This window comes from Bradyrhizobium yuanmingense (assembly GCF_025200905.1).
Taxonomy (GTDB): Bacteria; Pseudomonadota; Alphaproteobacteria; order Rhizobiales; family Xanthobacteraceae; genus Bradyrhizobium; species Bradyrhizobium yuanmingense.
Window position 1 is genome coordinate 371,464 of sequence record NZ_CP104173.1, and the last position, 23,232, is coordinate 394,695.

The 23,232-nt window shown below is 63.5% G+C and carries 19 protein-coding genes; 11 read left to right on the forward strand and 8 right to left on the reverse strand.

All coding sequences use genetic code 11. The annotated features are described in order from the left end of the window. Positions 1-186: 186 nt before the first annotated feature. Positions 187-1,182, reverse strand: coding sequence for a methyltransferase (locus tag N2605_RS01730; protein ID WP_057028272.1), 996 nt, complete (start codon positions 1,180-1,182; stop codon positions 187-189). Positions 1,183-2,266: 1,084 nt separating this feature from the next. Between N2605_RS01730 and N2605_RS01735 the strand changes: the two genes are divergently transcribed. Beyond that, a complete protein-coding gene (locus N2605_RS01735) occupies positions 2,267-3,046 on the forward strand; it encodes a hypothetical protein (protein WP_260345655.1) in 780 nt (259 codons plus the stop codon). A gap of 481 nt (positions 3,047-3,527) precedes the next feature. After that, complete coding sequence (locus N2605_RS01740; RefSeq protein ID WP_225174133.1) at positions 3,528-3,857, forward strand: hypothetical protein; 330 nt, start codon at positions 3,528-3,530, stop codon at positions 3,855-3,857. A gap of 1,041 nt (positions 3,858-4,898) precedes the next feature. Here the strand turns inward: N2605_RS01740 and N2605_RS01745 are convergent. Continuing rightward, complete coding sequence (locus N2605_RS01745; protein ID WP_260345656.1) at positions 4,899-5,852, reverse strand: tetratricopeptide repeat protein; 954 nt, start codon at positions 5,850-5,852, stop codon at positions 4,899-4,901. Between the two features lie 304 nt (positions 5,853-6,156). Next, positions 6,157-6,489, reverse strand: a complete 333-nt coding sequence (locus N2605_RS01750; RefSeq protein ID WP_051057169.1) for a DUF3325 family protein — start codon at positions 6,487-6,489, stop codon at positions 6,157-6,159. On the opposite strand from N2605_RS01750, the gene N2605_RS01755 reads away from it, so the two are divergent. After that, positions 6,481-6,954: a hypothetical protein gene (locus N2605_RS01755; protein WP_225144960.1), complete on the forward strand. Its 474-nt coding sequence runs from the start codon at positions 6,481-6,483 to the stop codon at positions 6,952-6,954. The two genes, N2605_RS01750 and N2605_RS01755, sit on opposite strands and share 9 nt — an antisense overlap. Positions 6,955-7,055: 101 nt before the next feature. Here the strand turns inward: N2605_RS01755 and N2605_RS01760 are convergent, their stop codons facing one another. The 3 genes from N2605_RS01760 to N2605_RS01770 all read right to left on the reverse strand — a co-directional run bounded on the left by N2605_RS01760 (position 7,056) and on the right by N2605_RS01770 (position 11,611). Then, positions 7,056-9,077 carry a YgiQ family radical SAM protein gene (locus tag N2605_RS01760; protein WP_260345658.1) on the reverse strand — a complete coding sequence of 674 codons (2,022 nt, stop codon included), beginning with the start codon at positions 9,075-9,077 and terminating at the stop codon, positions 7,056-7,058. Positions 9,078-9,161: 84 nt separating this feature from the next. Further along, positions 9,162-10,574 carry an amidase gene (locus tag N2605_RS01765; protein ID WP_225144958.1) on the reverse strand — a complete coding sequence of 471 codons (1,413 nt, stop codon included), beginning with the start codon at positions 10,572-10,574 and terminating at the stop codon, positions 9,162-9,164. 2 nt (positions 10,575-10,576) lie between these two features. Further along, positions 10,577-11,611 (reverse strand): LacI family DNA-binding transcriptional regulator, encoded by a 1,035-nt coding sequence (locus N2605_RS01770; protein ID WP_162131184.1) that lies wholly within the window; start codon positions 11,609-11,611, stop codon positions 10,577-10,579. A gap of 202 nt (positions 11,612-11,813) precedes the next feature. On the opposite strand from N2605_RS01770, the gene N2605_RS01775 reads away from it, so the two are divergent. The 6 genes from N2605_RS01775 (at position 11,814) to N2605_RS01800 (ending at position 17,563) form a co-directional block, all read left to right on the forward strand. After that, positions 11,814-12,755 carry an ABC transporter permease gene (locus N2605_RS01775; protein WP_036014490.1) on the forward strand — a complete coding sequence of 314 codons (942 nt, stop codon included), beginning with the start codon at positions 11,814-11,816 and terminating at the stop codon, positions 12,753-12,755. Continuing rightward, complete coding sequence (locus tag N2605_RS01780; protein ID WP_225144957.1) at positions 12,755-13,663, forward strand: ABC transporter permease; 909 nt, start codon at positions 12,755-12,757, stop codon at positions 13,661-13,663. The genes N2605_RS01775 and N2605_RS01780 overlap by 1 nt, the downstream gene beginning before the upstream one ends. Next, complete coding sequence (locus tag N2605_RS01785) at positions 13,660-14,649, forward strand: ABC transporter ATP-binding protein (RefSeq protein WP_260345659.1); 990 nt, start codon at positions 13,660-13,662, stop codon at positions 14,647-14,649. The genes N2605_RS01780 and N2605_RS01785 overlap by 4 nt, the downstream gene beginning before the upstream one ends. After that, entirely contained in the window at positions 14,646-15,674 is a 1,029-nt protein-coding gene (locus N2605_RS01790) for an ABC transporter ATP-binding protein (RefSeq protein ID WP_225151979.1), read from the forward strand. The genes N2605_RS01785 and N2605_RS01790 overlap by 4 nt, the downstream gene beginning before the upstream one ends. Before the next feature lie 25 nt (positions 15,675-15,699). Next, complete coding sequence (locus N2605_RS01795; RefSeq protein WP_225151977.1) at positions 15,700-17,265, forward strand: ABC transporter substrate-binding protein; 1,566 nt, start codon at positions 15,700-15,702, stop codon at positions 17,263-17,265. 160 nt (positions 17,266-17,425) lie between these two features. After that, the gene (locus tag N2605_RS01800; RefSeq protein ID WP_162130853.1) at positions 17,426-17,563 is read left to right on the forward strand and encodes a hypothetical protein; all 138 of its coding nucleotides are present in this window, start codon (positions 17,426-17,428) and stop codon (positions 17,561-17,563) included. 6 nt (positions 17,564-17,569) lie between these two features. Here N2605_RS01800 and N2605_RS01805 read toward each other — a convergent pair whose 3' ends face one another. Next, complete coding sequence (locus N2605_RS01805) at positions 17,570-18,235, reverse strand: GntR family transcriptional regulator (protein WP_036014455.1); 666 nt, start codon at positions 18,233-18,235, stop codon at positions 17,570-17,572. Between the two features lie 7 nt (positions 18,236-18,242). Continuing rightward, the gene (locus tag N2605_RS01810) at positions 18,243-19,655 is read right to left on the reverse strand and encodes an FAD-binding oxidoreductase (protein WP_260345662.1); all 1,413 of its coding nucleotides are present in this window, start codon (positions 19,653-19,655) and stop codon (positions 18,243-18,245) included. A gap of 165 nt (positions 19,656-19,820) precedes the next feature. Here N2605_RS01810 and N2605_RS01815 point away from each other — a divergent pair, with 165 nt between their 5' ends. Continuing rightward, positions 19,821-20,705 (forward strand): dihydrodipicolinate synthase family protein, encoded by an 885-nt coding sequence (locus N2605_RS01815; RefSeq protein ID WP_225140562.1) that lies wholly within the window; start codon positions 19,821-19,823, stop codon positions 20,703-20,705. Positions 20,706-20,897: 192 nt separating this feature from the next. Then, a complete protein-coding gene (locus N2605_RS01820; protein ID WP_260345663.1) occupies positions 20,898-23,231 on the forward strand; it encodes a TonB-dependent siderophore receptor in 2,334 nt (777 codons plus the stop codon). Position 23,232: the final 1 nt, after the last annotated feature.

Sequence of the window (23,232 nt, forward strand, 5' to 3'; positions counted from 1 at the left end):
CACGGAGGCCGCGATGGGTCAATCGCGGCGATCTGGCCCGGCTTAGGTTAGGCCCGGTCTACCCCTGACAGCCGACATATCCTCGGTCGCGGGATGCCGCAGCGATGGGGCAAAAGCTGACATGCAGAGGTTTCGACGATCTAAAGGTTCGTTGCGCATGTATGACCCGATGCTTTTTCGAAGACTTCAGGCTCGGCTTGCCTCAAGAACTGAGATAGCCCGGGCGGTCGAAATGACCCGCTCAAGCCGCAGACCTGCGGCGGCAAGCAAAGCGGCAAATTCGCTCTCGGTTCGCTCGACGCCCCCCGTAACGACAAGCATGTTCGCATCGATTAGCTTGATCGTATTTCGTTCGTTTCCCGGGGGAATAATAGTCTCCGCAATTAACACTCGTCCGTGGGGTTTCATTACCTCTCGGCAATTGCGCAGGATGCGTACCGCTTGCTCGTCATTCCAATCGTGAATGACCTTTTTCATGATATAGACGTCCGCACCGGCGGGAACGGCGTTGAAGAAATTGCCGGCCACGAACGAGGTCTGTGGCGGGAAACTTGCCGCATCAGCCCGCGCTGCCTCAACCCCCGCCGGTAGGTCAAACAATATGCCGGAAAGGTGAGGGTGTCTCTTTAGGATCTCCGAAAGCAGCTGTCCATGGCCGCCGCCGACATCGACAATCTGAGAAAACGCACCAAAATCACACGCCTCTGCTACAGCTTCATTGGCGCCTTGGCTAAGCGCGATCATCGCCTGCTGGAATAGCGAAGCCGCGTCCGGATGGTCCGCCAGCCAATCGAACCTGGGCTTTCCAAATACGGTTTCGAACGTCGGCAAACCCGTTTGCACTGAATGAGTGAGCTGAGCGAAGGCGAGATAGGGCTCCCTGTTCATCATTCGGATCAGGTCGCGGGGACTTGAGGGCGCGTCGGAAAGCAAGGCTGCGCCCAATTCGGTGAGTTGGAAACGGCGGGCCGAGGTTTCGCTAAAGACCCCCTCGGCGGCGAGAAGCCGCATAATCCTATAGAGCGCATCGCAGTGACAATGCGTTTCCTCCGCCAGATCGTCGACGCTCCGCTCTCCGGCGACCAAGCGATCCGCAACGTTGAGATCTGTCGCAACGCGCAAGGCTTGGGAGACCATGAAGCCAAGGCCCAGGTGAATGAGTTGTTGAGAAGGACTATACATAGCTTTCCTTTCAAACAGCCGCCGCCTCACGGCGCCCGTGGTCTCAATATCACGACCTGAAGTGCCGGTAAGGGATGATAATTTAGCCGAGGGTGCAGTGTTTGTCGTTCGATGTAGACATCCCGCTCAGGTCGATGTCCGGTTCGGGTCAATAATCGACTCGGGTAATCCTCTATCGGGCAGAGATCACCCAGGCTGGATCGTCGTCCTGAGTGCGCGGCGGCTTCTTTTTCGCTACGGGCAATGGGCGCCTGATATGTCCAAATCTGGCGTTAGGGTCAGTAAATGTCCCCGGAATCGCTTCTGGTCGCATTCGCCCAATTTGAACCTGATGCAATTCAGTTGCTGACGAAAAGCGCAGGTGCATGTGCATGGTCAGAACTTCTTCTTACCTTTCGGCATCTGGTCTCGCGCTGCGGATGTGTGACTTATGTGGTTGCGTAAGGTGGTTATCCACCTCTCGACCGAGAGCGCTTTGGGTCAAAGCCTAACGAAGTCGACCGCCGTTGCGGACGTTCGGTCCGCCTTTGGGAGACCAGGTGGCTCACGACCTCAGGGTCTCGGACCATCGCCTTTCAGCCTACAATGCCATCCCGACAATCCAGGCACGGGCACATGCCCGTCGCCGCAATCGGGCTGGGCTGCGAAAAGAAGAATTTCTGCGACAATCAGTGCCATCAAAGCCAAAGACCATAAGGCACGCACATCCGAATCCCGCTAAATGTTGGATTTGCACAACCTATACGCGATGCCAGATCTCGTAAAGGCTAACCGCTTCCATTCAAAATGTATCGATCGAATGACGCAGGCATTTCCAAGCGAACTGGAGGCGATGATCACGAAGAGTCGGCTTCGGGTCAATCGCACCATTTTCGGCCCGGACTTGAGATGTCCGCTTGTATCCCGACAGCGGCGGACTAGCAGACATCTTTCAACCGCCGCTTAGGGCCAGTTCCGGACGTCCGCCGCCAATAGGTCCCAAGCAACATTCTATTAATCGTGAGGGTGCGCCTCACGTGCGGTGTGAGCGGTTAGCGCTTAAGTTGTGATCGACATAATCGAGGCGCGATGACTGGGTTCCTCAATGTTGACAATAGAAAACGTAACTACCAAGAGACGGATCGAACGCGGCATCCTAGCGGCTGCAATCGTGTTGGCGAGCTACGGCCTCGATTTCGCCCGCGCGGACGACGTGCCCAATCAGGTCCCGGCAGATTACATGCACTTCTCGCTCGACATGACTCCGATGCGGATCAGCCTTGTCAATGATGTTGTCGGAAAGGCCAATTTTCCGGATCTTATCGTGCCCCGGGCATTTGTGGTTTTCGTCAACAGGGCGCCGCCGAGCAGTAAGGGGCCGCTGCCCTCGCAACTCAGTTCGAATGAAGTCGAACTCGTGTTCGTCGATGGCAGCGGTGAGCCGTGGAGCGTCGCGGTGGCGGAGCGATCACGGCGCGACGGCCTTGACCGCGCGACCGCTGGCCAGCGCATGCGTGCCGAAGAGACTATAGTTCAGATCCATCCGAGCCAGATGCCTACAGCAGCCTATGCGGATGCAACCCGCGCCAACGTGTTGCGATCCGCCCCGAAGCGTCAGAACGATGATTTCGAGGGATTAGCTCATTACAAGGGCGTCGCAAGCTATTCCAACTATATGGGGGAGCCTGCAGACGAATTCTTTTCGGTGCAGTGTGAAGGGAGGCTCCATCCCGTATTTCTATGCAAGTATATGATGTCGATCACCGAGGGCGTGGTCGCACGCGTTAGCTTCGTCGACTTCCGCCTGAACGGGGGCCGCGCCTATGCCAATCGCCGCCTGCGGTTCGTTCGTGAAGTGGTGTGCCGTTATCTGACGCGCTGTTAGCGCGGTCAACGCTACGTCCGCTTTGGGTCAAAGGCTGCCTTGACCGGTCATAACTTTGGCGGGTCAACGCCCGACAGCTGACCTCGCGGCGCCCGAGCTGTGGTCTAACACGGGCCATAAAGCGGAGCTTACGAAACCGCGCGTAAGCCACCGAACGCTTCCCCACAAGCGACGAGATGAATTGCGAACTCGATAGCCTCGCGACTGCGCGCTGATTCCGCAATCGCAAAATTCTCAGAATGCTCTTTTCGTCCCGTTAACCTACTTGGAGCCGGTTGAGGAACGGACCGACAAATCATCGCTTCCTCCTGGACAAGAATCTTGTTGCAGGCGTCCCTTTGCGGGCGCCGGGAATTCATGGAGGCGTGTATGCGAATGAAGCTTTTCTATGCGGCCACGCTCTGCGTTGCATTGTCCGCAGCAGCACCACTCGTGCAAGCCCAGGTGGGCGCGGGTGTTGGCGCCGGTGTTGGAGGTGTCGGTGCAGGTGCTGGTGCGGGAGTGGGTAGCGGTGGCGTCGGCGCCGGTGTTGGTGCCGGGGTTGGCGGCGTTGGCGCGGGTGCCGGCGCCGGAGTGGGCGATGGTGGCGTGGGTGCCGGCGTTGGCGCCGGAGTTGGTGGTGTCGGCGCGGGTGCTGGCGTCGGAGTGGGCAGTGCTGGCGTCGGTGCTGGAGCGGGCGCCGGAGTTGGCGGAATTGGCGCTACGGGGGGCGTGGGTGTCGGCGGAGGCGCGGCGGGAGCTGGCGCAGGTGCGAGTGTTGCAGGAGTTGGTGGGGCAGGTGCGGGAGTTGGTGTCGGTTCTGGCAGCGTAGGTACTGGGGGGATCGGCACCGGCGGGCTTGGCACTGTTGGCATTGGTCCTGGTGCCGCGGGAGCCGTGGGCATTTCAAATAATGGCGTTGCCAATGCAAACAACAGCTCTGGATTGGCAGGCCTCAATCCTGCCAACGTCGGCACAGCCTTCGCGACATTGGAGGTCGCAGAGCAGCAGCGGGTGTTGCGGCGCTGTGCAGCTGTCCTGAAACAGCCGGGTCACTACGACCGAGAAACACGGGCCGTTTGCCGTGTGATAGCCGCTAAATAAGTAAAGATCGTCTTGTCCGTTTTCGAGAGCGGAATCGACGGATAGACAAATAGGAAGAAGGCTCGGCAGGAGAACGCCGAGCCTTATCTTCAGGCCGAGCTATCGGTCTCACTGCAAGCTGACTTCGCTCCCAATTCCTTGGAGAACAAGACCCAGTCTCCGCGAGCACGCCAAAGCTTGGTGATAATAAGTCATGCGTCCGCCGGCTCTCGCGCGTCCCCACGCGCGGGGATTTACCAGCGATCCGAAATCGCTCGAGGGCGAGGATCATATGTCCTACCTCAATCAAGGACTGCAGACGGCGGAAAACAGGATCCTGGCCGAGAGTTTCTTTCCGCTCAAGGCCCGGATAGAAGATTCCAGGCCGGGACCTGATGGACAGTAAGGACGACAAGTTCGGGGAATGCCACGCCATTGGCGACCGCTCGCTACCTTCCGCTTCGGGCCGAAACATGAAGAACTGAAGTTCAGCAAATCTCGTCCGCTCTGCCGCAACGAGCGGACCTCCGTGGGCCGACGCGCATCTTCGCCGATGGGCCACAAGGAGACGTGTTGCCGACTTTGTGTCCCTCCGTGACGCGGAAGAATGGGTGAATTGGAAGCAGGGCGTTCCGAAGCTCAACCCTTATGCCATTGAATAGGCCAAGAGGGCCGACTTCCGCTCCGGGTCAAAAGCGGTCCTCGGAGGGCGACGCTCGGGAGGACGGCTACGGGCCAAAGCCGGACATATGTCCGACGAGAGCGAGCCAAACCGGCGCCGATATGAAGCCTAGGGCGCCGGCACGCCGAACGACTTGAGTCCGTCCATTGCATTCGCGTTCTTTGGATCAATCGCCAGCGCCGCCTTGAAGTCGGCAACCGCTTCATTGCTCTTGCCAAGGCTCTGGTAAGCTGTACCGCGCCACGCCAGCGCAGCGCTCGATCGCGGCATGACCCTCAACACCGCGTCGAAATCGGCGATCGCGTCTTGATAGTGACCGAGACGCAACGACGCGTAGCCGCGTCCAAGATTGGAGTCGGCAGCTTCGCGCTGGATATAGCCGCGAGCGAGAGCCAGAGCCTTGTCATAGTCGGTCTTGGCCTCCTTGAACTTGCCGAGACGGTTGTAGGCACTTCCGCGCTCGCGATAATAGCGCCCGGCTTGAGGTGTCCATCGTATCGCTTCGCTGTACCGTTCGGCCGATTTTTCATGCTGCCCGAGCTTTGCATAGACTTCGCCTTCGCCGAACGGGAAGGTGCCGTCGCTAGGAACAAGTTCCCCACCCTTGCGGAAATCGGCTAGCGCATCGTCGTAACGTCCGCGCCTGATAAGATAGAAGCCGCGCTTGGCATAGAAGGAGGGATCAAGCGGCTCGATCTGCAAGGACGCGTTGTAGTCGGCCTCAGCGCGGTCGTACTGTTTCAAATTCTCATAGGCGAAGGCCCGCTGGCGCAGCAGGGCGCGGCGAGCGTCGGCGCCATACGAGCTCTCCTCCAATCCTTGAGTGTAAAGGTCAACCGCACGCTGGTAGTCATGTGAGCGCTCGGCCTGACTGGCGCGCTTGTTAAGGGCCGTCAGCGAATCGTCAGTCGTCAGGACCTCGTCGCTAGGCGGAGGTCCATTCACGAGGCTTGCGAGTTGCCACTGATGCCAAAAATGCAGGGCAGTACGCAGAATGCCCGCAGATATCACCATCATGAGAATGAACGCAGCGATGACAATGATCCAGCGGCGGGGCGTCATGGCGGAAAAGTCTAATCGCGACCGGTAAACAAGCAAGCGACACTTTCGGGTTGATTAACGATGAATCCCCAAAGCGGGGACACTCAATGAATGCGCAAGCCGCTAGGAAATTACGCTTTCGCTCGTGTGCCGGTAAAGAAGAGCATGATACAGGGCGATGCGGATGTCCGCTTCGGGTCAAAAGCTGACGCTAGGCAGGCAGCGCGGCAAGGTCAGCTTTGGACCAGAAGCAGACAAAGTCACGACCATCTATTTGCCGCATCCACGACCGTTTCTGGCCAGCTTGATCACGAAACGAATACCTTCAACGTCGAGTGACGGAGCGGACGCGAGCATCATTCTGTCGACGTCGCGCCGTGCGGGCAGCCAGTCTTCCCCACCCGATCAGCGCACAAAACACGATGGCGGCAGCCATCGTGGTGTGACCACTGAACATCACGAGGCCCACACTCCAGCTCTTTGCGGCCACGAGGATGCCGAGCGCCAGCAGCAGCACCCCTGCACCGGCAGCCCGAAGTCCATAGGTCGTCACCCGCGGCAGCGCCTTGCCGAAAATATCGCGCTGCTGGCGGTGCGTGGCGAAAGCCAGCGCAGCAAAGCCCGCCAGACACAGCCCAAGGGCAAGTAGATGGATCATTCCGCCGCACCGCTGGAAGCAATGGCGACCGGCACCTGCGGCATGCGCTTCGATTGCACAATTGATCGGTTCCGGGCGGTGCGAACAGCCAGAACAACATGGAGCAGTGCGAGTGCCCAGCACGTCACGTCGATGCCGGCGAACACCCAGTCGCCTTGCGTCAGGCTGTGCCACAGCGGCCGCTGCGTCGTCAGCGCGTTGAGGACGGGCAACAGGGCGCTCGTCGCGAACCTGCAAGCCAAGCCGGAGAAATTCGGGCGCGGCGCGGTGAGCTCAAGCTATCGATACGGAGCAGCAGGACGGGTTCGTCTCATCCACGTTCCGCGATGGTGGCATCATACGCCTGTTTTGCCCGACGATCAAGCGAATTTCGCAAAAACGGAAATTGACCGTTTCCCCGGGCCGATCATGCCTCGATTTGCGGTCGATGTTCGCGCCGATCTCATCGCGCTCGTAAGCCGTTGATCTTGCTGCCCCCGGCTACTGTGCATGGGGTTGTTTTCGAGCTTTCGTCTTGCCGACGCGAAGACGCCACACCAAACCGTGCCAGATCCGGCTCACGCCCGCTACTTCATCACCCGCAGGCCCTTGGTCGTGAACCGCTGCGTCTTGCCGCCGGGCCGCATTGGCCGCTTGGTGCCGGCGGCCTTGCCGGTGCCGGGCGGCTGATGTGCTGGCACGAGCTGATGCGGCTGCGAGCCGATCAGGTCGCGGCGGCCCATCTCGATCAAGGCTTCGCGCAGCAGCGGCCAATTGTCGGGGTCGTGGTAGCGCAGGAATGCCTTGTGCAGGCGCCGCTGGCGCAGGCCCTTGATCGCCTCGACCTTGTCGCTGCCGCCGTGGCGCACGCCGCGCAAGGGGTTGACGCCCGTGTGGTACATCGCGGTCGCGGTCGCCATCGGCGAGGGCAGGAAGGTCTGCACCTGGTCGGCGCGGTAGCGGTTCTTCTTCAGCCACAGCGCGAGGTTCATCATGTCCTCGTCGGTCGTGCCCGGATGCGCCGCGATGAAGTAGGGGATCAGGTAATATTTCTTGCCGGCGCGTTCGGCCGCCTCGTCGAACATGCGCTTGAACTTGTTGTAGGCGCCGATGCCCGGCTTCATCATCTTGTCGAGCGGGCCGCGCTCGGTATGTTCAGGCGCGATCTTCAAGTAACCGCCGACGTGGTGGGTGACGAGCTCCTTGATGTATTCGGGGCTCTCGACCGCGAGGTCGTAGCGCACGCCGGAGGCGACCATCACCTTCTTGATGCCTTTGGTCTCGCGCACCTTGCGATAGAGCCGGATCAGATCGTCATGCGAGGTGTTGAGGTTCGGGCAGATCTCGGGGAAGACGCAGGAAGGACGGCGGCACGCCGCCTCGACCTTCGGGTCCTTGCACGCCATCCGGTACATGTTGGCGGTGGGGCCGCCGATGTCGGAGATGACGCCGGTGAAGCCCGGCGTCTTGTCGCGGATGCGCTCGATCTCGCGCAGGATCGATCCCTCCGAGCGGTTCTGGATGATGCGGCCCTCATGCTCGGTGATCGAGCAGAAGGTGCAGCCGCCGAAGCAGCCGCGCATGATCGTCACCGAGAACTTGATCATCTCCCAGGCGGGGATGCGGGCATCGCCATAGGACGGGTGCGGCGCGCGCGCGTAAGGCAGATCGTAGACCGCGTCCATCTCTTCCGTCGTGAGTGGGATCGGCGGCGGATTGAGCCAGAGGTCGCGGTCGCCATGGCGCTGCACCAGCGGCCGCGCATTGCCGGGATTGCTCTCCCGGTGCAGCACGCGCGAGGCGCGCGCATAGGCTTCCTTGTCCTGCTCGACCTGCTCCAGCGCCGGCAGGCGGATCACGGTTGAGCCCTTCTGGCGCGATGCGCCCTCGTCGGCGGACTCGAGATCGTCGGCGTGCAGCTCGGTGTAATCGTCCGGCACCTTTCGGAACAGCGCCACGCCCCTGATGTCGTCGAGCTCGCGCGGCGCTTCGCCAGCCGCGAGCCGGTGCGCCACTTCGACCACGGCACGCTCGGCGTTGCCGTAGAGCAGCAAGTCCGCCTTGGCGTCCGCCAGCACCGAGCGGCGCACCTTGTCGGACCAGTAATCGTAATGCGCGATCCGGCGCAGCGAGGCCTCGATGCCGCCGAGCACGATCGGGGTGTCCTTGAACGCCTCGCGGCAGCGCTGGGCATAGACGATGGTGCAGCGGTCCGGCCGCTTGCCGCCTTCGCCGCCCGCCGTATAGGCATCGTCGCTGCGGATGCGACGGTCCGCGGTGTAGCGGTTCACCATGGAATCCATGTTGCCGCCGGTGACGCCGAAGAACACCTTTGGCTTGCCGAGCGCCTTGAACGGCTCGGCCGAATGCCAGTCGGGCTGCGCGATGATGCCGACGCGGAACCCTTGCGCCTCCAGCAGGCGGCCGATGATCGCCATGCCGAAGCTCGGATGGTCGACATAGGCATCCCCGGTCACCAGCACGATGTCGCAGGCGTCCCAGCCGAGCGCGTTCATCTCGGCGCGGCTCATCGGGAGGAACGGCGCCGGCTTGCGCGGGCGCGCCTGGGCCATCAGCGGCTTTTCGGCGGCAATCATCTGGGTGTCCATGGCGCCTACGCATAGGGCTCCGAGGCCATGAATTCAACCGACGGGCGCGTGAAAGATCAGGTTCCGCGGGACATCGCCTTTCCCTCAGGATGGCGAGGAAAACGCCTGCTCGATCCGCGCCGCGAAGGAGATCAGGCGCTCCTCGCTGTGCGGTGGGCCGACGACCTGCAAGGAGACCGGCATGCCGGCCCCATCGCGGCCGGCGGGCACCGCCAGCGCAGGGCAGCCGAGGATCGACCAGACATAGGTGATCATGATCCAGTCGATGTAGATCTTCGATGCGGTCCCCTCGATCTCGGTCGGCCACATGATCTCGACCGGAAAGGGCGCGACCTGCGCGGTCGGGCAGATCAGGATGTCGAACTCCCTGAAGAAGGTCTGCATGCGTCGATAGATCGCCGCCCGCTGCTCCATCGCGGCCGCGATGTCTCTCGCGGACAGGCTTTCGCCATGGGCGATGTCGCCGGCGACCTCAGGCGTGAAGCGTTCGCGCGATTGCGGCCAAAGCCTGCCCCAGGTGGCGAGATAGGCGAGACCACGCAGCGCGCGGATCACGCGCGGCAGCCCGGCGAGATCAGGGGCGGTCTCGCTCATCCTGCAGCCGGCGGGTTGAAGCCGGTCGATCGCGCCGCGGAAGGCGGAACGGATGTCGTGATCGACCGGCAGCAGGCCGAGATCCTCGGACACCGCTATTCGCTCCGCCCATCCGGGTCGTGCGGCGGCGTTGCGGAACGATGCGGGATGCTTGCGCGACAACAGATCGGGCGGATGGAAGCCGGCCATCGCATCCAGCATCAAGGCAAGATCGGGAATCGTCCGCGCCATCGGTCCCTCGACGAAAACGGTGTCGAATGGATCGGAGAGCGGCTTTCTCGGCACGAGGCCCGGTGTGGGCCTCAGCCCCGCAACACCGCAAAATGCGGCCGGCGTGCGCAGGCTGCCGCCGACATCGTTGCCATGGGCGAGATAGACCTGATGCGCGGCCAGCGCCGCTGCCGATCCGCCGGAGGAGCCGCCCGCGGTCAGCGCAGGAAAGAACGGATTGCGCGTCGCGCCGAACAGCGCGTTGGTGGTGTTGGCGCCGCCGAGCTCCGACAGATTGCTCTTGCCCACGACGATGGCGCCATTGCGCTGGAGACGATCGATCGCGGGATTCGATATCTCGGGGGCGCCGCGGGCCGTCAGCGCGCTGCCGCCGCTGGTCGGCACGCCTGCGACATCGGTGTTGTCCTTGACCGCGAGCGGAAGCCCGCAGAGCAGGGGCCAGTCCTCACCGGCCGCCTTTTTCTCCATAAGCCGCCGTGCTTCACCCCGTGCGGCCTCGAAGCAGCGAACCGGAATCGCGTTGATTCCCGCATCCGTCGCTTCGATCCTGTCGATCGCGGCATCGACCACGTCGAGCGGCGACAGATGGCCTTTGCGAATCTCGGCAATGGCGTCGACGGCGGACAGCGCAAGAATGCCGGTGGAAGGCGCAAGGCTGGGCGCATCACTCATCTCTATGTCCGGATCGCGGCGGTGGACCCGCGCACCACCAGCGCCGGCTGAAGCTGGATCGATCTCGCCTCTCCCTCGACGCCGGAACGTCCCTCCGAAACTCGCGACAGCAGGGTCGAGACCGTGGTTTGGGCAATCGCCTCGGACGGCTGCGTCACGATGGTCATGCCCGGCCGCACCAGGCCGGCCCACGGAGGCTCGTCAACCGCGATGACGGAGAGGTCGTCGGGAATGGTGAGCCCGCTCTCGGCAATGGCACGAAGCAGTCCGAGCGAAAGATGATTGTTGGTGGCGAAGATCGCGGTCGGTCGCTGCGCATGCCGCAGGAGCCGCATTGCGGCGGCATGGCCGGCGGCCTCGGAGAAATTGTCCTTCTCGATCAGCCGTTCGTCGAGGGTGGTGCCGCGCGAGGCCAGGCCGCTTCGGAGGCCATCGAGGCGGTGGCGCGCGATCTGATGCTCGGGCGATCCCATGATCACGGCGATGCGGCGATGGCCGAGATCGTCGAGATGTTCGGCCGCGAGCCGTCCCAGCGCAACGTTGTCGGTCGTGACCGAATCGAGGTCGAGCCCCTCGATGCGTCGGTCCACCAGAATGCCCGGCATCGGCAAGTCCGCCAGCGCGGCCTGGCGTCCGCTCCAGCCGCGCCGGGTCGGGATGACGATGACGCCGTCGGCGCGCTGCGACAGCAGCATGGCAAGATGCCGCTCCTCGCGCCCGGGGTCTTCGGCACTGTTGCAGAGAATGACGGAATAGCCCGCGGCGCTCGATAACCGCTCAATGCTCTCGACCAGCTTCAGGAAATAGGGATTGGCGAGATCCGCCACGAGCAGCCCGAGGATGCGCGTGGCGCCGCTGCGCAGGCTGCGGGCGCTGGCATGCGGTGCATAGCCGAGCTTGCGTGCTGCCGCATTGACGCGCGCCTGGAGGAGCTCGCTGACCTTGCCCGACCGGTTGAGCGTCTTCGACACGGTGGCCACGGAGACACCGGCGAGCCGGGCGACCTCGTGGATAGTGGGCAATGGCCCTGCCGGCATCAACCATTCTCCTGTTAAACGTTTTTGTATTGGTTGGATTGACTGGAGGCAAGCCAAAAGAGCATGAGAAGTGTACAATACCGTTGCGATAGACCAGCTTCCGTGCTTCATTAGAAAAACGTTTAACTGAAACCAGGGAGGCAATGGTGTGTGGGCTGGATGGCGTCCGGCGATCGCCGGTCTGCATTTGCAGGCGCTCGGCATGACCGGCTATGTGGTCGGTCGGCTGTTCGCGGCCATCCCCGTGCTGCTCGCCGTCGCGGTATTCGTCTTTCTGCTGCTCAGCCTCGTGCCGGGTGATCCCGCCGTGCTGATCGCCGGTGACTTCGCCTCGCCGCCACAGGTGGAGGCGGTGCGCCAGGCGCTCGGACTCAATCTGCCGCTGCTGCCGCGTTTCCTCGCATGGGCCGGCCGCATCCTGAGCGGCGATTTCGGGCTGTCGCTGTTCAGCCGCATCCCGGTCTCGCAGCTCGTCGCCCAGCGGATCGAGCCGACGCTGCTTCTCTCTCTCATGACGATCACGATCGCGGTCGTCGTCGCCGTGCCGCTCGGCCTCGTCGCCGCCTATCGTCCGAGGGGGCTCGTCGCGCGCCTGACCATGGCGGGGGCGGTGCTCGGCTTCTCATTGCCGGTCTTCGTCGTCGCTTTCGCGCTTGTCTATACGCTCGCACTCGGCCTGCACTGGTTTCCGGTGCAGGGCTATAAGCCGCTGTCGCAGGGCGTGCTGGCCTGCCTGCATTCGCTCGTGCTGCCCGCGATCTCGCTGAGCTTCCTCTATATCGCCTTGATCGCGAGGGTGACGCGCGCTGCGGTGTTGGAGGTGCTGCGCGAAGATTATGTCCGCACCGCCCATGCCAAGGGGCTCGCGGCCCGCAAAATCATCGTACGGCACGTGCTCAGCAATGCCGCAGTCCCGATCATCACGGTCGTCGGCATCGGATTTGCCGCGCTGCTTGGCGGCGTCGTCGTTACCGAGACCGTGTTTTCCATTCCCGGCCTCGGCCGGCTGACCGCAGACTCCATTCTCCGGCGCGACTATCCGGTGGTGCAAGCCCTGATCCTGCTGTTCGCCTTCGTCTATGTCGTCGTCAATCTCGTGGTCGACATTCTCTACGCCGTCGTCGATCCGCGGATCCGGTACTGATGCAGGACGAGCCGATGGCGATGACCCACGCAGCAGAAGGGCTCGATGCGCCGGACATCGGTGTCAACCGGTTTGCGCAGATCGCGAGCCTGCCGGTTCGCCAGCCCATACTGGCTCTGAGTTGCGTTCTGCTGCTCGCCTTTGGCGTGACGGCCGTCGTGAGCCCGTGGATCACCGCGGATCCCGCTGCGCTGGATCCGCTGAACCGGCTTCAACCGCCGTCGCCGGCGGAGCCCTTCGGCACCGATCAAGTCGGACGTTCCGTGTTTGCCCGCGCGCTGGTGGGAACGCGGGTTTCGCTGTCGGTCGGCATTGCCGTTGCTGTTCTCACCACGCTGATCGGCGTGTGCATCGGTGTCATCGCCGGTTATTTCCGCAGCGTCGACAAGATCGTAATGCGCGCGATGGATGCGGTGATGGCGATCCCCGCGATCCTGCTCGCGATCGCACTCGTGGCGCTGATTGGCGCTTCGCCCATCGTGATCGTCACGGCGATCAGCCTCCCGGAAATTCCCCGCATGGCGCGCGTGGTGCGCGCCAGCGTTCTCAGCTTGCGCGAACGCGTCTATGTCGAGGCCGCCATCACTTGTGGCGGGCGTACCGTGACCATCCTGCATCGTCACATCCTGCCCGGCGCTGCCGGGCCGATCATGGTGCAGTCGACCTACGTCTTTGCCTCCGCGATGATCCTGGAATCGATCCTGTCGTTTCTCGGTGCAGGCACGCCGCCCGACGTGCCGAGCTGGGGCAACATGATGTCGGAGGGACGGCAGTTCCTGCAGATCGCGCCGTGGATTCTCGGCTTCCCAGCCTTGATGCTGGCGATGACGGTGCTCGCCGCCAACCTGCTCGGAGATGTGCTTCGCGACCTGCTCGATCCGAGCTTTGTGGGAGGCGAGATGCGATGAGCGCGCCGCTGCTCTCCGTCGAGAACCTTTCCATCACGCTCAACACGCGGGGCGCCCCGGTCCCGCTCGTCCGCAACGTCTCGTTTGCAATCGACCCGGGTGAAACGCTGTGCCTCGTCGGCGAGAGCGGCTGTGGCAAGAGCCTGACCGCGCTCTCCATCATCGGCCTGCTCGACCAAAGCGTCATGCAGGTCGCTTCCGGCCGCATCCTCTTCGAGGGGCGCGATCTCGTCACGCTCGGCGCCGAGGAACTGCGCAAGCTCCGGGGCGACCGTCTCGCCATGGTGTTTCAGGAGCCGATGACGTCGCTCAATCCGCTGCTGCGGGTCGGCGAGCAGATCGCGGAGGTGATCGTCGAGCATCGTGGCGTGTCCGAGGCGGACGCGCGGCGGCAGGCGGTCGGATTGCTCGATCTCGTCCGCATTCCGGATGCGCGGCGACGGGCCTCCGAATTTCCGCACCAGCTTTCCGGTGGCATGCGGCAGCGCGTGATGATCGCGATGGCGCTCGCCCTGCGCCCTGCATTGCTGATCGCCGACGAGCCGACCACCGCGCTCGACGTCACCATCCAGGCCCAGGTCTTGACCCTGATCGACGATCTGCGTCGCGAGTTCGGCACGTCCGTGCTCCTGATCACGCACGATCTCGGGGTGGTCGCGGAAATGGCCGACCGGGTCGTCGTGCTCTACGCCGGCAGCATCGTGGAGCAGGCCGGCGTCAACGGCATCTTCGATGCCGCGGCCCATCCCTATACGCGCGGCCTGCTTGGGGCGATCGGCCAGCTCAACAGCGGCACCCGCGATCGTCTCGCCGAGATTCCCGGCAGCGTGCCGAGCCCGGTCTCGCTCGGCACGGGCTGCGCCTTTCGCCAGCGCTGCGGCGCGGCGATGCCGGTGTGTCACTCGGAGCCGCCGTTGTTGTCGGGCGCTGACGAGCACCTGACGGCATGCTGGCTGGGCAAGGCCGGCGCGATGGTGCCGGCATGAGCGCCGTCCTCGAGGTCTCAGGTCTGACCCAGATCTTCACCTCACGGCAGGGGCCGTTCGGATTGTTCGGCCGGCGCGATCTTCGCGCCGTCGACGACGTCAGCTTCGTCGTCGCGCACGGACGTACCTTCTGCCTCGTTGGTGAAAGCGGCTGCGGCAAGACCACGATCGGCCGCATGGTCGTGCGCCTGTTGCGGCCGACGGCCGGCTCGGTCCACATCAATGGCGAGGACTTCGGCAATCTCTCCGGCGAGACGCTGCGCAGGAAGCGCCAGCAGGTGCAGATGGTGTTCCAGGATCCCTTCGCCTGCCTCAACTCGCGCATGACCGCGGCGGAGATCGTCGAAGAGCCCTTGCAGAATTTCGGCATCGGCGATGCGGTGTCGCGACGGCGGAAGGTCGCGCGTCTGTTCGACCAGGTCGGACTGCCCCAACATTTTCGCGCACGTCTGCCGCATCATTTGTCGGGCGGACAGCGGCAGCGCCTCGGCATCGCGCGGGCGCTCGCCGCGGATCCCGCGCTGATCGTCGCGGACGAGGCGGTCGCGGCGCTGGACGTGTCGATCCGCTCCCAGATCCTGAATCTCCTGAAGGATGTCCAGCGCGAGATCGGGATCTCCTATCTGTTCATCTCGCATGATCTCGCCGTGGTGCGCTATCTCGCGGACGACGTGGCGGTGATGTATCTCGGCGCCATCGTCGAGCAGGGGCCGGCGAAGGCCGTATTCGCTGCACCGGCGCATCCGTATACGCGGGCGTTGATCGATTCCGTCCCTGCGGTCCACCCGCGCAACCGGCGCCGCCGCGCGGCTCTCGAAGGCGAGGTGCCGAGTGCCGCTTCGCTGCCGTCCGGATGCCGCTTTCGCACGCGCTGTCCGTTCGCGACGGACATTTGCGCGCAAGCGGCGCCGGCGATGACTGAAGTCACGCCCGGCCATGCCGTCGCCTGTCATCACGCAGGATCGCTGCCACGCTTCGACGCGCCGGGTCCGGGCCGGGCCGTAGCCCCCGACGCAGTTGCCTAGAAACAGAAAACGGGAGGAGTATCAAATGAGATCGCCGAACGGAATATTTGCGGTCATGATGGCGGCAGGCTGGCTGGGTGCAATATCGCCTGCCGTTGCGGAGACGGTGCTCAAGATCCGCCCCTTCGGCGATCTCAAGCAGATCGATCCCGTGATCACGTCCGACTATATGGTTCGTAACCACGGCTATATGGTGTACGACACGCTGTTCTCACTGGACGAGAAGCTCGTCGCGCAGCCGCAGATGCTGGAGTCCTTTGCGGTCGGCAGCGATCAACTCACCTACACCTTCACGCTGCGCGGCGGCCTGACCTTCAGCAACGGCCAGCCGGTCACCGCGGAGGATGCGGTCGTATCGCTGAAGCGCTGGTGGCAGCGCGATGGCCTTGGCCAACAGCTTGCCTCCGTCAGCGACAGCCTGACGGTCAAGGACGAAAAATCCTTCGAACTGAAGCTCAAGCGCCCGTGGGGGCTGGTGATCGAGGCGCTCTCCAAGCCGAGCTCCAATGTGCCCTTCATCATGCCGAAGGGGATCGCTGCGACGCCGGCGGACACCGCCATCACGGATGCGACCGGCTCGGGTCCCTTCATCATGAAGAAGGACGAGTGGGTTCCGGGCTCCAAGGTCGTTTACGTCAAGAGCCCGTCCTACAAGTCGCGCGCGGAGCCGGCGAACGGGCTTGCCGGCGGTAAGCTCGCCAAGGTCGACCGGGTCGAATGGCATTACATCCCGGATGCGCAGACCGCGCTCAATGCACTCCAGGCCGGCGAGATCGACATTTTCGAGGAGGTGCCGCCGGACTTCCTGCCGACGCTTGCCGGCAATCCCGACATCAAGACGATGCCGCAGGACACGCTCGGCATGCAGATGGTGTTCCGCATGAACATTTCGGTCCCGCCGTTCAACAATCCAAAGGTCCGGCAGGCGATCAGCTACATGATCGACCAGGACAAGTTCGCGCGAGCCTATGTCAGCGACCCCAAGCTCTACAAGAGCTGCCCGAGCTTCTACATGTGCTCGTCACCCTATTTCACGGCCGCCGGCTGGACCAAGCCCGATATCGAAAAAGCCAAGAAGCTGATTGCCGAGAGCGGTTATGACGGTACGCCGGTCGTGGTGCTGCATGCGACCGAAAGCGGGCCCACGAATACGTTCAGCCTCGTTGCCGAGCAGTTGATGCGTCAGATCGGCCTCAAGGTCGAGCCGCAGGCGATGGACTGGGGCACGTTGGTCGGACGGCGCGCGTCCAAGGAAACCGTCGACAAGGGCGGCTGGTCACTGTTCATGTCGGGACCGACGGGCGCCGACATGTTCGAGCCGGTCGGCCACCTTGGGCTGCGCGCAAACTGCGACAAGGCCTGGTTCGGCTGGCCTTGCGACGAGCAGATCGAAAAGCTGCGCAACGAATTCGCGTTGGCGACAGATCCCGAGCAGAAAAAGAAGATCGCAGCCGACCTCCAGCTCCGCGCCGTCGACTATGTGCCGTATTGGCCGGCTGCACAGCTCTATCTGGTGCGGGCGGTACGCAGCAACGTTGACGGCCTCGTAAAGGGAGCGGTCCCGGTCTACTGGAACATCACCAAGAAGTAGTGCGATCCGGCACGGCGCCGGAGGAACCAATCGCTCCCAGCAACATTCAAATGGAGGGTTCGACGCGGGCCCGGGTTGCGCGCGCCTCCATCGTCTCGGCGTCCGTGACGTCGCCTCTGGCGATGGGGGAATCGTGGGTACGGTCATAGAGAACTTGCTGATGCGGAAGCAGAAGCTGGTGGAACAGCTCGAACAGGCGCCATCGGTGGAGGATCGCGACCGAATCGAGCACCAGCTCGAGCAGATCAACACCGCGCTGGATTTTCTGGACAGGCCGGGATCGAAGGAGGAGCGGTAGACGCGCTCAATCCACCTTCAGCGCCGTGGCATAGACCATTCCCGAATTCGTGATGTGCGTCGTCATCAGGCCTTCGAAGGCGGCGAACTCGCCGCGCGCGAACAGATCGAGCAGCTTGCGGTGCTCGTCGAAGGACGTGCGGGTGCGCACGTCGATCGGCGAGGTCAGATTGGTGCGCAGCGCGGCGACGCGGCCGGAGACGAGCTGATAGGATTCGGCGAGATAGCGGTTGCCGCAATGGGCGAACAGCGCCTCGTGAAAAGCGGTGTCGGCGCGGCCATAGGCGATGTTGTCCTTTGCCGCGACGGCCGGCTCCATCGCCGCGATCGCCGCGCTCATGGACGCAATCGCGCCGTCGCGGTCATTGCGGAAGGCGAGCTCGGCGGCCTTGGGCTCGAGCGCAATGCGGAAGGTGCAGAGCGCATGGATGTCGTCCGCACTCGGCGTGAAGACGAAGCTGCCGACCTGGGGTCGGATCACCACGAGTCCCTGCGCCTGCAGCTGGCCCATGGCCTCGCGCACCGGTGTGCGGCTGACGCCGAAGGAATTGGCCACCATCTCCTCGGAGATGGCAGCGCCTAACGCGAACTCGCCGTCGATGATGGCCTGGCGCAGCCGCAGCATCACCCGCTGCGACAGCGATTTCGGCGTATCGAGCTTGAGCGATCGCATCGTGCGTTCAGATCACCTTGCCGGGATTGAGCAGGTGATCGGGGTCGAGCGCCGCCTTGAGCGCGCGCATCAGCGCGATCTCGGCCTCGCTCCTCGCATGGCCCAGCCATTGCTTCTTCAACGTGCCGATGCCGTGCTCGGCGGATACGCTGCCGCCGAGCTCGCGGACGAGACCATAGATGATCGCGTCCATCTCCTCCTTCGGCTGCTGCGCGACGGAAAGGCCGGTGACCCAGGAGACGAGATGCAGATTGCCGTCGCCGATATGGCCGTAATAGACGCTCTCGCAGCCCTTGATGCCCGCGGCGAGCGCGGCCTTGCAGCGCGTGACGAACTCGTCCATCCGTGCCACCGCAAGGCCGATGTCGTAGGAGATATGCGGCCCCAGCACCTGACCGAATTCAGCGCAGATGTCGCGCACGCGCCAGAAGCTCTGCGTCTGCGCCAGCGATTGCGCGACAGCGGCATCCGCCAGCAGCCCGCGCTCCATCAGCTCCTCGAGCCAGCTCTGGAAACGCGGCGCATCCATGCTCTCGTCGGTGCCCTGCGCTTCCACCAGCACGTAGAGACCGTGGCCTGGGGCGACCGGCGGCTTCACGCCGGCGCGATTCGTGATCACGTCCCAATAATCCGGCCACATCACCTCGAAGGCGGACAGCAGCGGGCCGAGCCCTGAGCGCGCGGCGTCGAGCAGCGCGATCACCGCGGCATAATCCTTCAGCGCGCACAGCGCGGCCATGGTCGAGCGCGGCTTCGGGAACAGTTTTAGCACCACGCGGGTGATGATGCCGAGGGTGCCTTCCGAGCCGATGAACAGATGCTTCAGGTCATAGCCTGCATTGTTCTTCATCAGCTTGTTGAGGCTGGTGATGATGGTGCCGTCCGGCAGCACCACTTCGAGACCAAGCACCAGCTCGCGCGTCATGCCGTAACGGATCACGCGGTTGCCGCCGGCGTTGGTCGAGAGATTGCCGCCGATCGCGCAGGAGCCGCGCGAGCCGAGATCGAGCGGAAAGAAGAAGCCGGCTTCGTCGGCCGCCTTCTGGATCGTCTCCAGCGGCGTGCCGGCTTTCACCGTCATCGTCATCGAGGCGCGATCGATCTCCTCGATGCCGGTCATGCGCTCCAGCGAGATCGCGACCCAGCCCGCTTCGGGCGAAGCGCCGCGGCACAGTCCGGTCAGTCCGCCCTGCGGCACGAACGGCAGATGCGCCTGCCGGCAAGTCGTAATCGCGTCGGCAACGCCCTGCGCATCGACGGGGCGGATCACCGCGCGTGGCGTCTGCGGCAGGCTCGCGCTCCAGTCGTTGCAATTGCGCGCCGGCACATCTGTGCCAACAAGCACTGCCAGCGCGCCGAGCCTGTCGCGCAACGCGCCGAGCAATTGGTCGGGGCGTCCGGTGGGGGTCACCATGTCCATGCGAGACCTCCTCAAGATCTGGCCGCGCACATGGCGCGGAGGATTTGCATGAACGTTGTATGTAAGGTACAAGAGCAAAAGTAAAGTGAAAACAAGGTCTCGGCAAGCGCGAAAGATCGTTGGATATCAGCGGCTTGGCCGGGTGCGGCAGCAAAGGGTGGTGTGATGGCCGAGGCAATTTGCGGGTTCTGGGTGGCGTCGGCGACGCCGCTGGCGACGGACGGCAGTGTCGACGCCGCCAAGCTCGCCTCTCACGCCAAGCACCTCTTCGGCAAGGGCGTCGACGGCGTCGTGCTGTTCGGCACCACCGGCGAGGGGACCTCATTCAACGCCGCCGAACGGATTGCGACGATCGAAGCGATGCTCAAGGCCGGGGTCGCGGCGGAGCGCATCGGAATCGGCGGCGGCTTTCCGGCCATCACCGACAGCATTGCGCTGACGCGCGCCGTGCTCGGCCTCGGCCTGCGCCACGTGTTGCTGCTGCCGCCCTATTTCGATCGGAGTGTCACGCATGAAGGCATCGAGGACGCCTTTGCGGCCGTCATCGACGGTGTTGCCGACGATCGCCTGCGCGCCTCGCTCTACCACATTCCGCAAGTCTCGGGCGTTGCGATCCCGACGACAGTCGCCGCAAGCCTGCGCAAGCGCTACGGCCAAGTGGTTGCCGGTCTGAAGGACTCCAGCGGCGACTTCAAGCAGTTCCAGGCATTCCGTGCCGCCGCGCCCGAGCTCGCCATCACCGTCGGCAACGAACCCGACATCGCCCGCGCGATCGCTGCGGGCGGCGCCGGCACCATCTGCGGCATGGCCAACATTGCGCCGGAGCTGGTCAAGGCGATGGTTGACGGCAAGAACGTCGAAGCGCGCATGCAGGCGGCGGTCGACGTCGTGCTGAAGACGCCCTCCCTTGTCGCAACGCTGAAGGCGATCCTTGCGGCGCAGACCGGCGATGCAGGTTGGTTGCGCGTGCGTCCGCCGCTCCGCGCTTTGTCGGACGGCAGTGCGTTCAAGCGGAAGCTCGACGAGTTGATCGCTCCCGCCATCGCGTGATCGTGAAATATCGGGCCACGATTTCGCGTGCAGCGTGTCATGCGCGGTGCACCGGCAATTCATGATTGCTGTTCAGCATCCGCCTCCTCTTAGAACAATTCAACACTAGAGCGATTCAAGCCCGGCTACGGTTCTCCTTGATCGCGGCGGCTGTTACAGGCGCACACTTCAATGCTCCTGACTTGAAGTGGAATGAAAGTGCGTGCCTTCGTGGATGGCCAACGTGACAACGGCCATCGAACTCGTGCCGGCAAGAGCCGTGCAGGTCTTCTCATGGGAGCAGCGGTGCTGCTCATCGAATATCCCTCCATCACGACGAGCGCACAGGCGCAATCGGCTCTGCCGCCGGTGACGGTGGAGGCGCCGGCGCCACGACCGAAGCCGGCACGTGCATCGGAGCAGTCGTCACGCCGCGCGCAAACGGCGGCGCGCCGCCAGCCCAGCCGCAATCCCGCACCCGCGGCGCCGACGCTGTCGGAGCGCGCCGCTGCCGTAGCCGCCGCACAGGAAGCCGCAAAGCTCGGCTACCGCGCGATGCCGAGCGCGACCACGCTGCGCAGCGGCGCCTCGCCGCTCGACACCTCGCAGGCCGTCAACGTCGTGCCCGCGCAGGTGCTGAAGGACCAGCTCCCGCGCAACATCGACGACGCGCTGATCAACGTCTCCGGCGTCACCCAGACCAACACGCTCGCCGGCAGCCAGGACGCGGTGATCCGCCGTGGCTTCGGCGACAACCGCGACGGCTCGATCATGCGCAACGGCATGCCGCTGGTGCAGGGCCGCAGTCTCAATCCTGCGGTCGAAAGCGTCGAGGTGCTGAAAGGCCCGGCCTCGCTGCTCTACGGCATCATGGATCCCGGCGGCATCGTCAACACCATCAGCAAGCGGCCCGAGCTCTATCAGCACGGCTCGGTCACGCTGCTCGGCTCGGCCTTCAGTGCCTCCAAGACCGGTGCCGACGGCCTGCTCGACGTCACCGGTCCGATCGGCGACCAGGGGCTCGCCTATCGTTTCATCGGCTACGGCGTCAGCGAGGATTATTGGCGGAATTTCGGTCGCCACCGTGAGATGCTGGTTGCGCCCTCGCTCGCGTGGTACGGCCAGGACACCACGGTGCAGCTGAACTACGAGCACCGCGAGTTCATCTATCCGTTCGACCGCGGCACCGCGTTCAATCCGGTGACGAAGGCGCCGCTGGCCGTGCCCGCTACGCGCCGACTGGATGAGCCTTTCAACAACACCTGGGGCACGTCCGATCTGATCCAGGCTTCGGTCGAGCACCGCTTCAACCAGGATTGGAAGCTCTACGCAGGCTACAGCTACAACACCGAAACCTTCAGCGCCAACCAGCTCCGCATCACCGGCATCAATTTCACGACCGGCGTCGAGACGCGCAGCAACGACGGCACGGGAAGCTCGCTGAGCAATGTCAGCTATGGGACATCCTATGTCTCGGGCGGCTTCTGGCTCGGCGACATGCGCAACGAGGTGCTATTCGGCGGCGACGGTCAGTATCGCACGATCTATCGCGACGTCTTGATCCGGCAGACAACTCCCGCCTTCAACGTCTACGATCCTGTCTATGGGCTGATCGGGCCTGGAACCAGGGTGTCGAACCCCGACAGCGCCCAGACCGACAAGCTTGGCCAGTGGTCGCTGTTCTTCCAGGACACGCTGCATCTGACCGAGCGGTTCGCACTGGTCGGTGGTGTGCGCTATATGGACTACGATCAGATCGCCGGACGCGGAAAGCCGTTCAACACCAACACAAACGTGTCGCAAGACAAGGTGCTCCCGCTTGGCGGCGCGATTTTCAAGCTGACCGACCAGATCTCGCTTTATGCGAGCTACACCGAATCGCTGAAGCCGAACTCGACGATTGCGCCGATCGGCGTGGTGATCGACTCCAGGGTCGCGCCCGAGGAGGGTGTGTCGTACGAGACCGGCGTGAAGTTCGACATCAACCAGCGCATCTCCGGGACCGTCGCATTCTACGACCTCGACAAGAAGAATGTGCAAACGACGAAGACGAACAGCGCGGGCGTGGTGGAGCTTCACACCGTCGGCCGCGCTCATTCGCGCGGCCTCGAAATCGACGTCACCGGCAGGCTCACCGAGAGTTGGGCATTGATTGGGAGCTATGGCTATACCGACGCCCGCGTGACGGCCTCCGAGGATCTGACGTTGCTCGGCAAGAAGCTGCAAAACGTCGCCTTGAACACCGCTTCGCTCTATCTGGTCTACGACTTCGGCACCGCATTGCCCGGCCAGCTCCGTCTCGGCGGCGGGGCGCGCTATGTTGGCGACCGCCCCGGCGATTCGATCAACAGCTTCTTCCTGCCGTCCTATGTCGTCGCAGACCTCTTTGCGACTTACGAGACGAAACACGAGCAGTTTCCGGTGGTGTACCAGGTGAACGTCAAGAACCTGTTCGACACGGTCTACTATCCCTCAGCCGTGAATAATTTAAACGTCGCTATCGGCGACGCGCGCCGGGTGTCTCTCTCGGCGACGGTGAAGTTCTAGC